Consider the following 15,921-nt stretch of genomic DNA (forward strand, 5'->3'; position numbering starts at 1 on the left):
CGATGCTGACCCGACGCCTGTTCCTGAAATCCACGGCGCTGATCGGCTGTTCCGCTGCCGCCAGCCCGCTCATGTCCACGGCCTCCTTCGCCAGTGCCCCGGGGGAAAACCGTCTGGTGGTCATCATCCTGCGGGGCGCGATGGACGGCATCGACGCCTTCCAGCCCTATGGCGACAAGAACCTGCGCGCCCTGCGCCAGACGTTGTCGTTGGGCCCCGATCACGGCGCGACCGATCTGGACGGCTTCTTCGCGCTGCATCCGGGCCTGTCCGAGCTGTTGCCCCTGTGGCAGGCCGGGCAGCTGGCCTTCGCGCCTGCGGTCTCGACGCCCTATCGCGACAAGCGCAGCCATTTCGACGGGCAGAACATGCTGGAAGCCGGGACCGGCACCGACATGGATCTGGCCGACCAGCAGGACGGTTGGCTGAACCGCCTGCTGCAGGTGATGCCGGGACAGACCTCGGAAACCGCCTATTCCGTCGGGATCGAGAAGATGCTGATCCTGCAGGGCAAGGCGCAGGCCAAAAGCTGGACGCCCGAGGCATCGATGACGCTTGGACCCCAGGCCGAGCGGCTGCTGATGAAGATCTATCACGACGATCCGCTGTTCCGCGACGCCAGTGCGCAGGCGCTGGAAATCGTGGCGGGTCTGAAGAACGCGCCCGCGCCCGCCAAGCCCGAGGATGAACATATCGCCCTCGCCCGTTTCGCCGCCGACCGCCTGAACGGCGAGACGCGGATCGCCAGTTTCTCTCTGGCGGGGTGGGATACGCATTCGGGGCAGTCAGGGTCGCTGAACCGCAGCTTGGGGCGGCTGGCGCAGTCCATCCTGGCGTTGAAGGCGGACCTGGGGAAGAACTGGGACACGACCACCGTCATGGCGATGACCGAATTCGGGCGCACGGCGCGGGAAAACGGATCGGCCGGAACGGACCACGGGACCGGGGGTGCGATGCTGGTCACCGGGGGCGCGGTTCGTGGTGGACGGGTCTTGGGCGACTGGCCGGGTCTGGCCGAGGGCGATCTCTATGACGGGCGGGACCTGATGCCGCAGCGCGACATCCGCGCCTATGCCGCTTGGGCGATGCATGCCAAGTTCGGCATCGACAAGGCGGTTCTCGAAGGCAGCGTCTTCCCCGACCTGCAGATGGGCAGCGACCCGCGGATGTTGGCCTAGACCTGCGCGACCTGCGCCAGACGGTCCTGCACCATCCAGCTGAGATGCGTCAGATCGGCGGCGATATTGCCGCTGCGATCCTGCGACAGGGCGGTGGCGGCTTCCTCCAGCGCGGGATCATGGGACGACCGCGCCACGCCCGCCAGGAAGCGGGTGATATAGTCGATGACCTCGGTATCGCTGGCATCCGACAGGACCTGCGCGGCATGGGCCAGATCGTCGCGCAGCCCGGCCTGATCGGGCTGGATCATGTCGTCGGGCAGGGCACGCAGCAGGCTGCCGCGCGCCTCGGGCGGCAGGGCGGCAAGGATGGTCTGCTGAAAGACCGCAAGGCTCTCGACCGGTTTGGGCAGGAAACCGTCGGCACCGGCAGCCACCGCGTGACCGGCCAGATCAGGGTCGCCCGACATGCCGAGGATGACCGGCACCCGCGGCCTCGCCTGATGCAGATCGCGGATCAGGCTGGCCCCGTCGCCATCGGGCAGGCCCAGATCGACGATGACCACGGCGGGACGATAGGCCGCAAGGTGACGCCGCGCCGATCGCAGGCAATCCGCGCGGCGAATCCGCGCACCGGATTTCAGGCACAGCAGGCGGACGGCTTCGCTGGCAAAGCGCGAATCCTCGATCACCAGCACGGTCAGCCCGGTCAGGGGCCGCCCCGGCAGCGATAAACGCCATTGTGGCAAGGGTTTGTCATGGGTCTTGGCGAAATCCGTCGGCATGTCTGATCCCCGTTCCATCTTCCCTGTCGCCAGTTAGCCGGGGAATGCTGAACAGAGCGTTAACGACGATGCTTTTCCTTCCAACAGCACCCCAAAGCCCCTAGATATGAAACGAAAGCGGAGGCATCGATGATCGGACGACTGAACCATGTGGCCATTGCCGTTCCCGACTTGCAGGCGGCTGCGGCGCAATATCGCGACACGCTTGGCGCCCATGTGGGGCCGGCGCAGGATGAACCCGACCACGGCGTGACCGTCGTCTTCATCGAACTGCCCAACACCAAGATCGAGTTGCTCTATCCGCTTGGCGAGGACAGCCCGATCCGCGGATTTCTGGACAAGAACCCCTCGGGCGGCATCCACCACATGTGCTTCGAGGTCGACAACATCCTTGAGGCCCGCGACAAGCTGAAATCCGAGGGCGCACGGGTTCTGGGCAACGGCGAGCCGAAGATCGGCGCGCATGGCAAGCCGGTGTTGTTCCTGCATCCCAAGGACTTCAACGGCTGCTTGATCGAACTGGAGGAAATCTGATGAACTTGACCGGCGGTATCGTCCTCTTCGCCTCGATCTGGTTCCTGACGCTCTTCGTGGTGCTGCCTTTCGGCCAGCGCAGCCAGGCCGACGCCGGAGACGTCGTGGCGGGCACCCATGCGGGCGCGCCCTCGGACATGGCATCCTGGCGGCGCAAGCTGTTGATCACGACGCTGGTGACCGCCGCGATCTGGGGCGTGATCGCCTTCATCATCCTGGGCAATTACATCACCCGCGACGATATTTCCCAGCTGGACCACCTGATCCGCTGATCGCCTGAAACAGGTGGGTGAAGGCGGCCGCCGCCAGCAGGGGCAGCATGATGTTAACCAGCGGCACCGCCAGCCCCAAAGCCACCAGCACGCCCGTCATGGTGATGCGAAGGGTGTTCGCCCGGCGCAGATCATTGGCCTGCACCGCGTCCATGTGACGGCGGGCGGCCATCTGGAAGAACTCTCGTCCCAGCAACCAGCCGTTCGCGCCGAAGAACAGCACCGGCGCCAAGGGCCCCAGGAACGGCGTCAGCAGCAGGCTGGCCAGGCTGACCGCCAGAACCGCCGCCACCACGGCCAGCGACTCCAGCAACCCATCCAGGAAATCCACCGACTTGCCGCGCCTGCGGGGATAGTGGATCTGTTCCACCGCATCGGCGACCTGTTCGGCGAACAGCCCCGAGAAGCCCGCCGCCACCGGGGCCATCAGGAAGATCCCCATCAACGGGAACAGCGCCAGCGACCCCCATGACAGAACGTGGGACAGCTCGACCTGGCCGATCCATGGCAGGGTGAAGCCGCCCGGCAACCACAGGCGGATCGCCCAGAAGATGACCGCCTGAAGGGCCACGAACAGACTGATGGTCAGCGCGACACCCAGCAGCACCAGCCGCAGGATGCGCGGGCGCAGCAGGTCGGCCCAACCGCGCGTCAGGGCAACGACCGGCATCATGGCAGGAATTGCGTCTTGGCGGCGATATCGGGGCGCGGGCGTTCGGGGGGCGTGGTGCCGGGTGTGCCGATATGGATCAGGCCCGCGATACGCTCATGCGGCGCAACGCCCAGATGGTCCTGCGCAAAGCGCTGGTTCAGCGCGGCAAAGCCCGTCAGCCAGGCCGCTGCCCACCCCGAGGCCAGCGCCGCGTTCACCAGCCCCAGACAGACCGCGCCCGATGACAGCATCTGTTCCCATTCCGGCACCTTGGGGCTGTCGACCGGCGAATGGATCACCGCCACGATGACGGGCGAGGCGAAGGCCGAGGCCGCCTTGTCGGCCGCCGCCTGATCCTGCCCATCGGCCAACACTGCCGCATGCAGGCGCGGTGCCAGATCGTCCAGCGTCTGTCGGCCCAAGACGACGAAGCGCCAAGGCTCCAGCTTGCCATGGTCGGGAACGCGGGCGGCCAGGGTCAGCAATTCGGTCAGCTGGTCACGGTCGGGGGCGGGTCCGGTCATCAGCTTGGGCGGATGGGACCGGCGGGTTGCCAGAAACTGCAAGGTAGGCGTGGTCATGTCATTCTCCTGTCCGGCAATGTCGGGGGGATGTTGCGGATCGGCGGGCGATGCGCAAGCGGACTTGCGCGGGACGGGGTGGGCGTGGTCCAAGGCGGCATGGACGATTTGACCCATATGGCGGTGCCGGGAACTGTTTTCACCCTTCGCGCGACGCCGGGGGCGCGCCGCAACAGCATCGTGATGCAGGAGGGCATCCTGCGGGTCCATGTCACCGCCCCGCCCGAGGACGGCAGGGCGAACAAGGCGATCCTGAAGCTGCTGGCCAAGGCGCTTGGCGTGGCACCCTCGCGGCTGGTGCTGATGCGCGGGGCGGGCGCGCGCGACAAGCTGGTGCGTCTGGATCAGCCCTTGCCGGGTTCCAGCCGATAGTTGCCCTCGGGCAGGTTCAGAGCCAGGCGCAACTCGGTCAGCTGGTGCATGGTCAGGCTGATGCGGACCACCTCGTCGCCGTCCTCGCTCATCTGTTCCAGGACGACGCGATCCTCGAAGTTCAGGATCACCACATCCTCGTTCAGGGGGCGGGTGTTCGGTTCGGCCTCGTCGATCAGGGTGATCACGGTGGCGTCGAAGTCGTGTTCGATGGTGAACATCCGAAGTCTCCTTGGGAAGGCCCGACAATCGCGTGAAACTCGGGGTGCGACAAGCGGGCGGGGTTTACGCCGCCACGGGGCAGGGTAAACTGCAAAGGAAGGCGGCGGCAAGGTCGGCGGAACAGGCATCGACAACGGGGCAGGGCAGATGGACAGGTTATTCACAAGCCGCAGAACGGCTGCGGTCACGGCGGTTCTGCTGACGCTGGCGGGTTGTGCCGTCCCGGTCGAAAGCCCCCCGGTGGTGCAGGCGCCCGCGCCCGCGCCGGTCAGGCCGCTGCCCGCGGCATCCGCGCCCTATGACGCGACGCCCAGCAATGCCGCGCGGACCTTCGTGCAAGTCATGCGCCGGATGGAGCCTGCGGTCGAACGCGAATGCATCAACCGTCGCACCCGGCCCATCAACTGCGATTTCGCCTTCATCGTCGACGACCGCCCGGGGCTGGAGCCGAACGCCTTCCAGACCGTCGACAAGACCGGCCGCCCCATCGTCGGCTTCACCCTGTCGCTGATCGCCCAGACCCGCAGCGCCGATGAGATCGCCTTCGTCGCCGGACATGAGGCCGCCCACCACATCCTGAACCACCTGGACCGCAAGTCGGGGGCGGCGACGACGGCCTCGGTCGTGCTGGGGACGATCGCCTCGGCCTATGGCGGGGATGGCAGCGCCGTGGCCCGCGCGCAGGAAATCGGCGCATCCGTCGGTGCGCGATACTACTCCCGCGATTGGGAACTTGAGGCAGACTACCTCGGGTCCATCATCGCGCTGAACGCGGATTACGACCCGATCAACGGATCGCGCCTGTTCGAGCGTATTCCCGACCCCGGAAACCACATCCTTGGCACCCACCCTTCGCGGGCACAACGGCTGGCGCAGGTGCGGCGTGCCGTATCGGACGTTCAGGCCGGCCGGATCCGCTGAGCCATGGCGCGCAAGGGCCATGTCGGCCGGCTGCAATGGCGGGTGCGGGAACTGTTGCAGCGGCTTTGGGTCCGGGTCACGGCCTTTGCCGTTCTGGGGCTGGTCTCGGCGATCCTGGGCTTTCTGCTGAAGGATGCCATTCCCCCCGGTCTGGCGGGAAAGATCGGTGCGGATGCGATCGGCCCGATCCTGTCGATCATCGCCTCCAGCATGCTGACCGTCACGACGTTTTCTCTGTCGATCCTGACGGCGGCCTATGCCACCGCCAGCAGCAGCACGACCCCGCGTTCGGTCCAGCTGCTGGTCAAGGATTCGGTCAGCCAGACGGTGTTGGCCACCTTCATCGGCGCCTTCGTCTTCAGCCTTGTCGGGCTGATCATGCTGAAGACCCAGCTCTACGGCGACGGTGGCCGGGTGGCGCTGTTCGTCGCGACCCTGCTGATCGTGCTGATCGTCGTGGTGTCGCTGCTGCGCTGGATCAACCGCTTGGGCGAATTGGGCCTGATCGGCGACATGATGACACGGGTCGAGGATACGACGACCAAGGCGCTGAAGAACCGCCTGCAATCGCCTTGGATGGGGGCGAACCCCCTGCGCGGGTCGCCCCCGCCCGACAGCCTCGTGGTGCCCGCGCCGGTGGTAGGGCATGTCCAGAATTGCGACATGGAGACCCTGTCCGAGCTGGCCGAGAAGCACCAGTTGATCGTCTATGTGACCGCCACGCCGGGCGATCTGGTGCATCTGCGCAGCGCCCTGTTCCACGTCCGCAACCTGCCGTTGGATGAGGATGAGGCCAAGGCCATCCGCGCCGATCTGGTAGCCTGCGTCACCGTCCGCCCGACCCGCAGCTTCGAACAGGACCCGCGCTTCGGCTTCACGGTTCTGTCGGAAACCGCGCAGAGGGCTCTCTCGCCCGCGGTGAACGATCCAGGCACGGCGGTATCTGTGATCACGCGCATTCTGCGCATTCTTTCGGTCTGGCAGGAAAAGTACCAGCCGGATGTCGATTACCCCCGGCTCTACGCCGTCGAAATGAACGCCGAGGACCTGCTGCGCGACAGCCTGTTGCCCCTGGCCCGCGATGGGGCATCAAACTTCCAGGTGCAGCTTGCCGTGCAGGACTGTCTGCTGGCTCTGACTCACCTGGCGCCCCAGGTCTTTGGCGCACCCGCGGTTCGTCTTTCGGCGGAATGCCTTGAATATGCTGACGATGGCTTGGCGATTCAGCGTCAGCGCGATCTGGTTCGCCTGCGTGCCGAAGAACTGGGCGTTGCCGCTGACGCGGTTGTGACCAACGGGTAACATGGCAACCGCAAGCTGCACAAAAGTTCCATGCGGCGGTAAAAAAGCTGGCATATCGGCGGATTTATGCTTTAGTCGCTTCAGGTTCATACAAATGGACAGGTTTTGTCCATATCACATCGCGCTTTTTGGGCGATTCTGAAGAAGGGGCGCCCATGATCGGCGTTATCGTCTGGAGCAATATTTCGCGCGAGAAAGCGATCATCTGGTGCGAGGATCAGGCCACCTTGGCGTATCTTCAAGGCCGGGCGAACCTGGTCGACCCGGATAAATGGCCCGAGCCCGGCGATCTGGTCGAACTGGAAACCGAGACCGTCGGCAACCTTCGCCATGCCCTCCGGGTTTCGATGATCTCCGAACAGGCCTGCCCCGAATTGCCGCGCATGCTGGCGGAACCTTCGCCTGCGTCGCGTCATCCGCAACTGCGGGTGGTCGATGGTTGTGGCAGCGATGTAGGTCACAAGCCGCAGGGCGCGATTGCGGGCGGAATGCCGGGTTATCACGATACCTCGGGTCATGTCCGCCCGCGCAGCAGCGCTGCCAGCTGAACCGAAGCTGACCGGATAGAAAAAGGCTCGGACCCGATCGGTCCGAGCCTTTCTTGTCAGACCCCGCGCGACAGCGCCGCAAGCCCGGTGCGGGCCAGATCTATCAGTCCAAGCGGGCGCATCAGTTCGGCAAAGGCGTCCAGCTTGGATACCGGACCGACCAGTTCGAAGACGAAACTCTCCAGCGTCGAATCGACCACATTGGCGCGGAAGATCTCGGCGATGCGCAGGGCCTCGACCCGCTTTTCGCCCTGACCCTTGACCTTGAAGAGGCCAAGCTCGCGTTCCACGACGGGGCCTTCGACGGTCAGGTCGTGAACCTCGTGGACGACGACGATGCGGCCCAGCTGCGCCTTGATCTGTTCGATCACGGCGGGCGTGCCACGCGTCACCACCGTGATGCGCGAGCGGTGGCCCTGGTGATCGACCTCGGCCACGGTCAGGCTGTCGATGTTGTAGCCGCGACCGGAGAACAGGCCGATCACGCGGGCCAGCACGCCCGGTTCGTTCTCGACCATGATCGCCAGCGTGTGGCTTTCCTCGATCTGGCCGTTGGGGTCCTTCAGGTCATAGGCAGAATGGCTGGACATGCCCTTCTGGATGTTCAAAGCGTTCATGGCAAAGCCCTTCCTGTTTCAGCGCGGATGACGGCGGTGCGGATCACACCAGCACCGCACCCTCCGATTCGATCACGCCAAGGGTCTCGGCCTCGCCCAGCAGCATCTCGTTGTGCGGCTTGCCCGAGGGGATCATCGGGAAGCAGTTCTCGTGCTTCTCGACCAGCACGTCCAGGATGAAGGGGCCGTCGTAATCCATCATCTGCTGGATAGCGTCGTCCAGATCCTTGGGGTCGCTGACCTGCGCGCCCTTGCAACCGAAGGCCTCGGCCAGCTTGACGAAATCGGGCAGGCTGTCGGACCAGGACTGGCTGTAGCGTTCGCCGTGCAGCAGCTGCTGCCACTGGCGGACCATGCCGAGGCGTTCGTTGTTCAGGATGAACTGCTTGACCGGCAGTCGGAACTGCACGGCGGTGCCCATCTCCTGCATGTTCATCAGCCAGCTGGCGTCGCCCGCCACGTTGATGACCAGCGCCTCGGGGTGGGCGGCCTGAACGCCGACCGATGCCGGCAGGCCATAGCCCATCGTGCCAAGCCCGCCCGAGGTCATCCAGCGGTTCGGTTCCTCGAACCCCAGATATTGCGCGGCCCACATCTGGTGCTGGCCGACCTCGGTCGTGATATAGCGGTCACGCCCCTTGGTCAGCGCCTCAAGGCGTTGCAGCGCGTGCTGCGGCTTGATGATCGTGTCGCTGCCGCGATAGGCCAGACATTTCTTGGCGCGCCATTCGTCGATCTGGCCCCACCAGTTCTTCAGACCCGCGCTGTTCAGCTTGCGGCCGCGCGACTTCCAGACCTTCAGAAGATCCTCCAGAACATGGCCGACGTCGCCGACGATCGGCAGTTCGACCTGCACGACCTTGTTGATGCTGGAAGGATCGATGTCGATATGCGCCTTGACCGAGTTGGGGCTGAAATCGGCGATGCGGCCGGTGATGCGGTCGTCGAAGCGCGCGCCGATGTTGATCATCAGGTCGCAGCCATGCATCGCCAGGTTCGCCTCGTAGAGACCATGCATCCCCAGCATGCCCAGCCAGTTCTTGCCCGAGGCCGGATAGGCGCCCAGTCCCATCAGGGTCGAGGTCACGGGAAAGCCCGTCGCTTCGGCCAGTTCGCGCAGAAGCTGGCTGGCGCCCGGACCCGAATTGATGACCCCGCCGCCGGTATAGAGGATCGGGCGTTCGGCCTGTTCGATCATCTCGACCAGACGGGTGATCGCATCCAGGTTGCCCTTCTTGACCGGCTGATAGGGACCGTTGTCGACCTGCTTGGGCCCGACATAGAGGTCGCTGGCGAATTGCACATCCTTGGGGATGTCCACCAGCACCGGTCCCGGACGCCCCGAGGTTGCGACGTGGAACGCCTTGTGGATCGTCTCGGCCAGCTTGCCCGTGTCCTTGACCAGCCAGTTGTGCTTGGTGCAGGGGCGGGTGATGCCGACGGTGTCGGCCTCCTGGAAACCGTCGGTGCCGATCATGAAGGTCGGGACCTGGCCCGACAGCACGATCAGCGGGATCGAATCCAGCAGTGCATCGGTCAGACCCGTGACCGCGTTCGTGGCACCGGGACCGGATGTCACCAGCACGACGCCGGGCTTGCCGGTCGCGCGGGCATAGCCTTCGGCCATGTGGACGGCACCCTGTTCGTGGCGGACCAGGATATGGGTGATGTCGTTCTGCTGGAAGATCTCGTCATAGATGGGTAGGACGGCCCCGCCCGGATAGCCGAATACGGTATCGACGCCCTGATCGCGCAGCGCCTCGACCACCATTCTCGCACCCGTCATCATTCGGGACATCGTTCTGCTCCATCAAAAATGCTTCTCACGCGGGCCGGAAGTGGCCCCCGCGTCGGCGCAAACTAGGATCGGGGCAGGGCGGGGTCAATGGGGTTCGGCGGATAAAGTGACGCAGTCGCGCTTGGTTTTGTAATTTTGTTTCGCGACTTGTCGGGCGCTATCGGTCGAATTGCGGCAAAGCGATGCGGGCGACCTGCTCGACGATCGGGTCGACCGACAGGGGATGGGCCTCGTTCGAATGGTCCTGCGGGTCGCCGATGTCCTGCCAGACGCCGCCCTTGTAGATTTCCAGCGCGTCGAAGCGGGCCTTGTAGTCCATCTTGCGGCTGCCCGGCACCCAATATCCCAGATAGACATAGGGCAGCCCGGCGGCGCGCGCGATCTCGATATGGTCCAGAATCACATGGGTGCCCAGGCTGGCCGGACGGAAGCCCGGATCATAGAAGCTGTAGACAAGGCTCAGCCCGTCATCCAGCACGTCGGTCAGGCAGACGGCCACCAGATGTTCGTCGCCGCGGACCATGCGATGCGGATCGTCGGAGCCGCAACGGTATTCGATGACGCGGGTCTTGATCGGGGTTTCCTCGATCATGGCGGCGAATTCGAAGATATCCATGTCGGCCATGCCGCCATCGGCGTGGCGGCGGTCCAGATAGCGGCGGAACAGGTCGAACTGCTCCTCGGTGGCCCAGGCACTGGTGGCCAGCCGCTGCAAGGGGGCATTGCGTCGCTGGATGCGGCGCTGCGTCCGGTTGGGGGTGAAATCGGCCACGCGGATCCGCGCCGACATGCAGGCCACGCAGCTTTCGCAGCTGGGACGATAGAGCACGTTCTGCGACCGCCGGAAGCCCTGGCGCGACAGGGCGTTGTTCAGCTCGGCCGCGTTGTCGCCCTGCAGGGCGGTGAACAGCTTCCGTTCGGCGCGGCCATGCAGGTAAGGGCAGGGCTGCGGCGCCGTTACATAGAATTGGGGCGCATGGGGCAGGGTATGACGCATCACACGCGCCCCTTGCGGCAGCTGATCGGGTCAGGGCTGGTCATGCGGATCTTGCAATATCCGGTGTGGCGTTTGTGTCAGGGTCGTGCGAAGCCTAGCAACCTTTGCGTGACAGGCCAAGCATGGAAAGACCCGTCCGGTTCCGTCTGCCGTGCCGTTGGCCGCGTCGGGGCGCGTTGACGCGGCAAGGCCGCCCGCTAAGGTGGCAGGCATGAGCTTTTGCGACCGCATCACCCGCCATCCGTTGCCCGTCGATCCCGCCCGCGCGCAGGATGCGGCGGCGCTGTTTCCCGACGCGCCCGCCCGCCTGCGCGACCTGATCGCGGGGGTGGCGGGCAGCAGCCCCTATCTGGCCGGGCTGATCCGGCAGGAGGCCGACTGGCTGCCCGCCGCGCTGGACCACGACGATGTGGTCGCCCGCGAAACGGCGGGGTTTCAGGATCTGTCGCCCGATGATCTGGGCGTGGCGCTGCGCCGCGCCAAGCGGCGGGTGGCGTTGCAGGCGGCGCTGGCCGATCTGGGCGGCGTCTGGCCCTTGGCGCAGGTGACGCAGGCGCTGTCGGATCTGGCCGATCGCGCCGTCGATCTGGCTTTGCGCGCACATGTCGCGACCGAGGTCCGGCGCGGGAAACTGCCCGACACCGACGCCGATGCGGGGGGCATCTTCGCGCTGGCCATGGGGAAGGGCGGCGCGGGGGAATTGAACTATTCCTCGGACATCGACCTGATCGTGCTCTTCGATGAAACCGCCTATGCCGAGGTCGACCAGATGGAGGCCCGCGCCGCCCTGATCCGCGCCACCCGCAGGATGACCGCGACCCTGTCGGATGTGACGGAGCACGGCTATGTCTTCCGCACCGACCTGCGGCTGCGACCCGATGCATCCGTCACGCCGGTCTGCATCTCGACCGCCGCCGCGCTTGCCTATTACGAGGCCGAGGGGCGGACGTGGGAACGCGCCGCCTTCATCAAGGCGCGGGCGGCGGCGGGAAACATTGCGGCGGGCGAGCGCTTCCTGCGCGAATTGCGTCCCTTCGTCTGGCGCAAGCATCTGGATTTCGCCGCCATCCAGGACGCCCACGACATGCGTCTGCGCATCCGCGACCACAAGAGCCTGGGCGGACGGCTGGAGGTTCCCGGCCACAACATCAAGCTGGGACAGGGCGGCATCCGCGAGATCGAGTTCTTCACCCAGACCCGCCAGCTGATCGCGGGCGGTCGCGACCCCGACCTGCGGGTCCGCGACACGGTGGGCGGTCTGGCAGCCCTGGCCGAAAAAGGCTGGATCCCCGCCGATGTCGCGCAGGAGCTGACCGACCACTATCGCCAGCACCGCGACATCGAACACCGCATCCAGATGGTGAACGACGCCCAGACCCACAGCCTGCCCAAGGACGACCACGGCCTGCGGGTGGTCGCCGCCCTGATGGGATCCGACGACCCCGAGGCATGGCAGGCGGCGCTGAAGACCCGCCTTGCCCGCGTCCATGAATTGACCGAGGAATTCTTCGCCCCCGATGAGGTCAAGGCCAAGCGTCCCGATCTGTCCCCCGAATCGCAGGCCATCATCGACCGCTGGCAGGGCTATCCGGCGCTGCGGTCCGACCGCGCCCTGCAGATCTTCCGCCGGATCGAGGTGCCTCTGCTGGACCGCATGTCCCGCGCCAGCCACCCCGCCGAGGCCTTGGCGCGTTTCGACAGCTTTCTGGCGGGACTGCCCGCTGGCGTTCAGCTGTTTTCGCTCTTCGAGGCCAACCCCCAGCTGATCGACCTGATCGTGGACATCTGCGGCACCGCCCCCGCGCTGGCTGCCTATCTGGCGCAACATCCGGCGGTTCTGGATGCGGTGCTGGGCGGCAGCTTCTTCGCCCCCTGGCCAAAGGAGGCTGGTCTGCGCGCCGAATTGGAACAGGTGCTGCGGAACGCGGTGACCACGGGCGGATACGAGGCGGCTTTGGATGCCGCGCGGCGTTGGGCGCATGAATGGCACTTCCGCATCGGCGTGCACCACCTGCGCGGGCTGATCGACGCCGATGAGGTTGCCGGTCAATACGCCGATCTGGCCGGTGCCTGCGTTAGCGCACTGTTTCCCGTCACGGCGGATGAATTCGCGCGAAAGCATGGTCCTGCTCCGGGGCGGGGGGGCGTGGTGTTGGGGATGGGGTCGCTTGGTGCGCGGATGCTGAACGCGGGGTCCGATCTGGACCTGATCGTGATCTATGATGCCGATGGGGTCGATGCCTCGGATGGTCCGCGACCGCTGGCGGCGCGTCCCTATTACGCGCGGCTGACACAGGCGATGGTCACGGCGCTTTCCGCCCCCACCGCCGAGGGGCGGCTCTATGAGGTCGACATGCGGCTGCGGCCCTCGGGGCGGCAGGGGCCGGTCGCGACCTCGGTCCAGAGCTTCGAGGCCTATCAGATCTCCGAGGCGTGGACATGGGAACATCTGGCCCTGACCCGCGCCCGCGTCGTGGCTTGGACCGGCACGGATGCCCCGGCCTTGGCCGATCAACTGGAAGTGTTGCGCATGCAGGTCCTGCGCCAGCGCGGCACCGACCCGCGGGTCATGCCCGATCTGGCGCAGATGCGCGCGCGGCTGTTCGCCGCCAAACCCGAGGCCGGACCCTGGGACGTCCGCAACGGTCCGGGGCGCTTGCAGGATATCGATCTGCTGGCGCAGGCTTGCGCGCTGCGGGCAGGCGATCCGGCGCGGGGCACCTTGGCGCAGCTGCGGGCGGGCAAGCGCAACAAACTGTTGGACCCATCCGAGGCCGAGACGCTGTCATCCGCATGGCGGGTCTTCTGGCGGCTGCATGCGGCAGGTCGGCTCTTGACCGACCGCCCGCTGGACAGTGCCGAGATCGGGCGCGGCGCGCAGGAGTTCCTGCTGCGAGAGCTTGATGCCCCCGACTGCGACACCATCACAGACCGTATCCGCGATCTGGTCGCCCGCGCCCGCGCCCTGATCGATGCGCAGGTGCCGAAATAGCGACCTATCCCGCCGCCACGTTCCGTTCGGCGGGCTGGGCGGATGCGGCGACCTCGGGGCGGGCCTGTTCGGCGCTGGTCTGAAGGTCGGCGGCAACCTCGGACAGGGTCCTGCCGCCGATCTGGCCCAGAACCGGGATCGAGACCAACCCGGCGGGCAGGGCCGGTGCAGGCATGTCTGTGGCCTCGACGAACAGCCCATGGGCGGTCTTGTCCCAGTAGAACGGCTTGGTCACCACCTCGCAGATGGCCTTCCATCCGGCCAGGCAGCCAAGCGGGAAATAGAGGTGAAGCGTCGGCACCCAGGCCAGCAGATGCCGATGCTTGGCCCCGCTAACCGCCCGCATGCCCACGAAGATCGACAACAGTTCCGAGGCGACGAACAGGGTGAACAGCGCGGGCACGGCCCATGTGCCCAAAGCCTCGAGTGGGCCACGCAGGGGGTGGGGCAGGCCGAGGCTCAGCAGCCAGAAGCTCCAAAGGACCGGGGCCAGCAGGTATTGCGACACCGCGCCGAAGAACTGGACCTGGAACCACCAGAAGCGCCATGCCCCCAGGTCGCGGTGCAGCTGCATCGGGTTGCGCATATGGACCGCCCAGGTCAGGGCATAGCCCTTGAGCCAGCGCGACCGCTGCTTGACCCAAGGCATGGCGCGGCAGTTGGCTTCCTCATCCGTGGTCGTGTCGATGATCCGGGTGCGATAGCCGCGGCGGTTCAGGCGGACGCCCAGATCGGCGTCCTCGGTGACGTTCCAGCTGTCCCAAGCGCCGACTTCCTCGAGGATGTTGCGGCGGAAGAACAGCGTCGTTCCGCCCAGGGGGACGACCAGCCCCAGACGGGCGACACCGGGCAGCAGAACACGGAACCATGCGGCGTATTCGATGGTGAAACAGCGCGCCAGCCAATTGGTGCGCGGGTTGTAGAAATCCAGCGCCCCTTGCAGGCAGGCGACATCGGCGGGCGCGAAATGGAAGGCGCGGGCGACCTTGTGCAGCTGATCGGGGTCGGGGCGATCCTCGGCGTCCCAGATGCCCACGATCTGCGACTTGCAGAAATTCAGTGCATAGTTCAGCGCGCGCGGCTTGGTCTTGATGGGACCGTCGGGGACGCGGACGACACGGATCCAATGGGGCAGGGTGACGCCATGCAGGGCAGCCTCGGTCACATCGTCGCTGGCCTCGATCACCAGCAGGATGTCGGTCAGCTCGCGCGGGTATTGCAGGCGGGCCAGGCGGCCGACCAGCTTGCCCGCGACATCGCTTTCCTTGAACAAAGGCACCATGACCGAGATCATCGGCAAAGGCACATCGACGTCCGAAGGCAGCAGCTGCCCCTGTGCCACGGCCTGCTGCAGTTCCTGGTTTTCGCTGCGCGCACGACGAAAGCCCGTGAAGGCCAGCAGCTTCAGCGCCGATTGCGACAGCAGCGTCAGCACCGCCCAACCCGTCAGCACCCAGGCCAGCAGGACCGGCGCGAAGACGATCCCCGCCAGCACCGTCAGCGCCAAGGCAAAGGCCAGCTGGCCGGTGCGGGCGTGGTTCTGGGTGCGGCAGCTTTCGGCGGCGGGGACGCGGCACTCGGCTTCGCGGATCAGGCGGGTGCGGCGCCAGTCAAGGATGCCGGACTGGACCTGTTCCTCGCTTGCCAGCAGCATGCGGACGTGGCCGAATTCGCGCGGCAGGCGGCGCAGCAGGGCCTCGAACGCCTCGGGGCGGGCCGTGGCGATCCATGTCACCCCGCCGATGCGCCGCCACGGCAGGATGGCATGGGTCAGGCAGAAGCCGGCACCGGCGATGTCGATCAGGCGCGGGTCTGCGGGGCTCTGGTCGGGGTCGATGGCGGTGGTGCGCCACTGACGCGACAGGGCGCGGGCCATGGCATCGGGCTGGACCATCCGCTGCGCCAGCAGGACGGGGCCCAAGGCTTGGCCCTGCTTCTGGCTGATGACGGTGGCCTTCAGCAGATCGGCGGGATCGACGGCGCCGTCTTCCAGCAGGATCTGCCCCAAGGGACGCAGCGTGCGCGGTGCGATCGTGGGACCGCGCAGCACGATGCCGCCTTCGTCGTTCAGATTTGCCGGCTGTGGCAAAGGCGCAAGCATGGCCATGGACGATTCCCCGTGAAGCGTCCTCGTCATGCCACGAATGTGATTAACGGAAGGTTAAGGCGCAAGGGCCGCGCGGGGATCAGTCCCCCGCGCGGCCTTGGAA

General features: G+C 66.2%; 16 protein-coding genes. 8 read left to right on the forward strand and 8 right to left on the reverse strand.

Annotation, left to right across the window (positions count from 1 at the left end; all coding sequences use genetic code 11):
* Positions 1 to 2 precede the first annotated feature (2 nt).
* On the forward strand, positions 3 to 1,178 hold the full coding sequence (locus DDE75_RS03795) for a DUF1501 domain-containing protein (RefSeq protein ID WP_108501063.1): 1,176 nt from the start codon (positions 3 to 5) through the stop codon (positions 1,176 to 1,178).
* On the opposite strand, the gene DDE75_RS03800 is transcribed toward DDE75_RS03795, so the two are convergent.
* On the reverse strand, positions 1,175 to 1,903 hold the full coding sequence (locus DDE75_RS03800; protein ID WP_108501329.1) for a response regulator: 729 nt from the start codon (positions 1,901 to 1,903) through the stop codon (positions 1,175 to 1,177). The two genes, DDE75_RS03795 and DDE75_RS03800, sit on opposite strands and share 4 nt — an antisense overlap.
* Before the next feature lie 129 nt (positions 1,904 to 2,032).
* Between DDE75_RS03800 and mce the strand changes: the two genes are divergently transcribed.
* Positions 2,033 to 2,437: a methylmalonyl-CoA epimerase gene (mce, locus tag DDE75_RS03805; protein ID WP_108501064.1), complete on the forward strand. Its 405-nt coding sequence runs from the start codon at positions 2,033 to 2,035 to the stop codon at positions 2,435 to 2,437.
* Positions 2,437 to 2,709 carry a DUF1467 family protein gene (locus DDE75_RS03810; RefSeq protein WP_108501065.1) on the forward strand — a complete coding sequence of 91 codons (273 nt, stop codon included), beginning with the start codon at positions 2,437 to 2,439 and terminating at the stop codon, positions 2,707 to 2,709. The genes mce and DDE75_RS03810 overlap by 1 nt, the downstream gene beginning before the upstream one ends.
* Here the strand turns inward: DDE75_RS03810 and DDE75_RS03815 are convergent.
* Positions 2,666 to 3,379, reverse strand: a complete 714-nt coding sequence (locus tag DDE75_RS03815) for an EI24 domain-containing protein (RefSeq protein WP_108501330.1) — start codon at positions 3,377 to 3,379, stop codon at positions 2,666 to 2,668. The genes DDE75_RS03810 and DDE75_RS03815 overlap by 44 nt on opposite strands.
* Positions 3,379 to 3,942, reverse strand: coding sequence for a nitroreductase family protein (locus tag DDE75_RS03820; protein WP_108501331.1), 564 nt, complete (start codon positions 3,940 to 3,942; stop codon positions 3,379 to 3,381). Before DDE75_RS03820 ends, DDE75_RS03815 begins: the two co-directional genes overlap by 1 nt.
* Before the next feature lie 99 nt (positions 3,943 to 4,041).
* On the opposite strand from DDE75_RS03820, the gene DDE75_RS03825 reads away from it, so the two are divergent.
* Positions 4,042 to 4,314 carry a DUF167 domain-containing protein gene (locus DDE75_RS03825; RefSeq protein WP_108501066.1) on the forward strand — a complete coding sequence of 91 codons (273 nt, stop codon included), beginning with the start codon at positions 4,042 to 4,044 and terminating at the stop codon, positions 4,312 to 4,314.
* Here the strand turns inward: DDE75_RS03825 and DDE75_RS03830 are convergent.
* A complete protein-coding gene (locus tag DDE75_RS03830; protein WP_108501067.1) occupies positions 4,287 to 4,535 on the reverse strand; it encodes a hypothetical protein in 249 nt (82 codons plus the stop codon). The two genes, DDE75_RS03825 and DDE75_RS03830, sit on opposite strands and share 28 nt — an antisense overlap.
* Positions 4,536 to 4,683: 148 nt before the next feature.
* Between DDE75_RS03830 and DDE75_RS03835 the strand changes: the two genes are divergently transcribed.
* From DDE75_RS03835 to DDE75_RS03845, 3 genes are all read left to right on the forward strand, one after another.
* Complete coding sequence (locus DDE75_RS03835) at positions 4,684 to 5,457, forward strand: M48 family metalloprotease (RefSeq protein WP_108501068.1); 774 nt, start codon at positions 4,684 to 4,686, stop codon at positions 5,455 to 5,457.
* 3 nt (positions 5,458 to 5,460) lie between these two features.
* Complete coding sequence (locus tag DDE75_RS03840; protein WP_108501069.1) at positions 5,461 to 6,759, forward strand: DUF2254 domain-containing protein; 1,299 nt, start codon at positions 5,461 to 5,463, stop codon at positions 6,757 to 6,759.
* Between the two features lie 155 nt (positions 6,760 to 6,914).
* Positions 6,915 to 7,307 (forward strand): hypothetical protein, encoded by a 393-nt coding sequence (locus DDE75_RS03845; protein ID WP_108501070.1) that lies wholly within the window; start codon positions 6,915 to 6,917, stop codon positions 7,305 to 7,307.
* A gap of 56 nt (positions 7,308 to 7,363) precedes the next feature.
* Here DDE75_RS03845 and ilvN read toward each other — a convergent pair whose 3' ends face one another.
* From ilvN to DDE75_RS03860, 3 genes are all read right to left on the reverse strand, one after another.
* Entirely contained in the window at positions 7,364 to 7,924 is a 561-nt protein-coding gene (ilvN, locus tag DDE75_RS03850) for an acetolactate synthase small subunit (RefSeq protein WP_108501071.1), read from the reverse strand.
* Between the two features lie 43 nt (positions 7,925 to 7,967).
* On the reverse strand, positions 7,968 to 9,722 hold the full coding sequence (locus DDE75_RS03855) for an acetolactate synthase 3 large subunit (RefSeq protein ID WP_108501072.1): 1,755 nt from the start codon (positions 9,720 to 9,722) through the stop codon (positions 7,968 to 7,970).
* A 157-nt stretch (positions 9,723 to 9,879) separates the two neighbouring features.
* Positions 9,880 to 10,719, reverse strand: a complete 840-nt coding sequence (locus DDE75_RS03860) for an arginyltransferase (protein WP_108501073.1) — start codon at positions 10,717 to 10,719, stop codon at positions 9,880 to 9,882.
* 211 nt (positions 10,720 to 10,930) lie between these two features.
* Here DDE75_RS03860 and DDE75_RS03865 point away from each other — a divergent pair, with 211 nt between their 5' ends.
* On the forward strand, positions 10,931 to 13,711 hold the full coding sequence (locus DDE75_RS03865; protein ID WP_108501074.1) for a [protein-PII] uridylyltransferase family protein: 2,781 nt from the start codon (positions 10,931 to 10,933) through the stop codon (positions 13,709 to 13,711).
* Between the two features lie 4 nt (positions 13,712 to 13,715).
* On the opposite strand, the gene DDE75_RS03870 is transcribed toward DDE75_RS03865, so the two are convergent.
* Entirely contained in the window at positions 13,716 to 15,812 is a 2,097-nt protein-coding gene (locus DDE75_RS03870; protein WP_108501332.1) for a glycosyltransferase family 2 protein, read from the reverse strand.
* Between the last annotated feature and the right edge of the window lie 109 nt (positions 15,813 to 15,921).

Origin of the sequence: Paracoccus indicus (genome assembly GCF_003056335.1) — a bacterium.
Taxonomy (GTDB): Bacteria; Pseudomonadota; Alphaproteobacteria; order Rhodobacterales; family Rhodobacteraceae; genus Paracoccus; species Paracoccus indicus.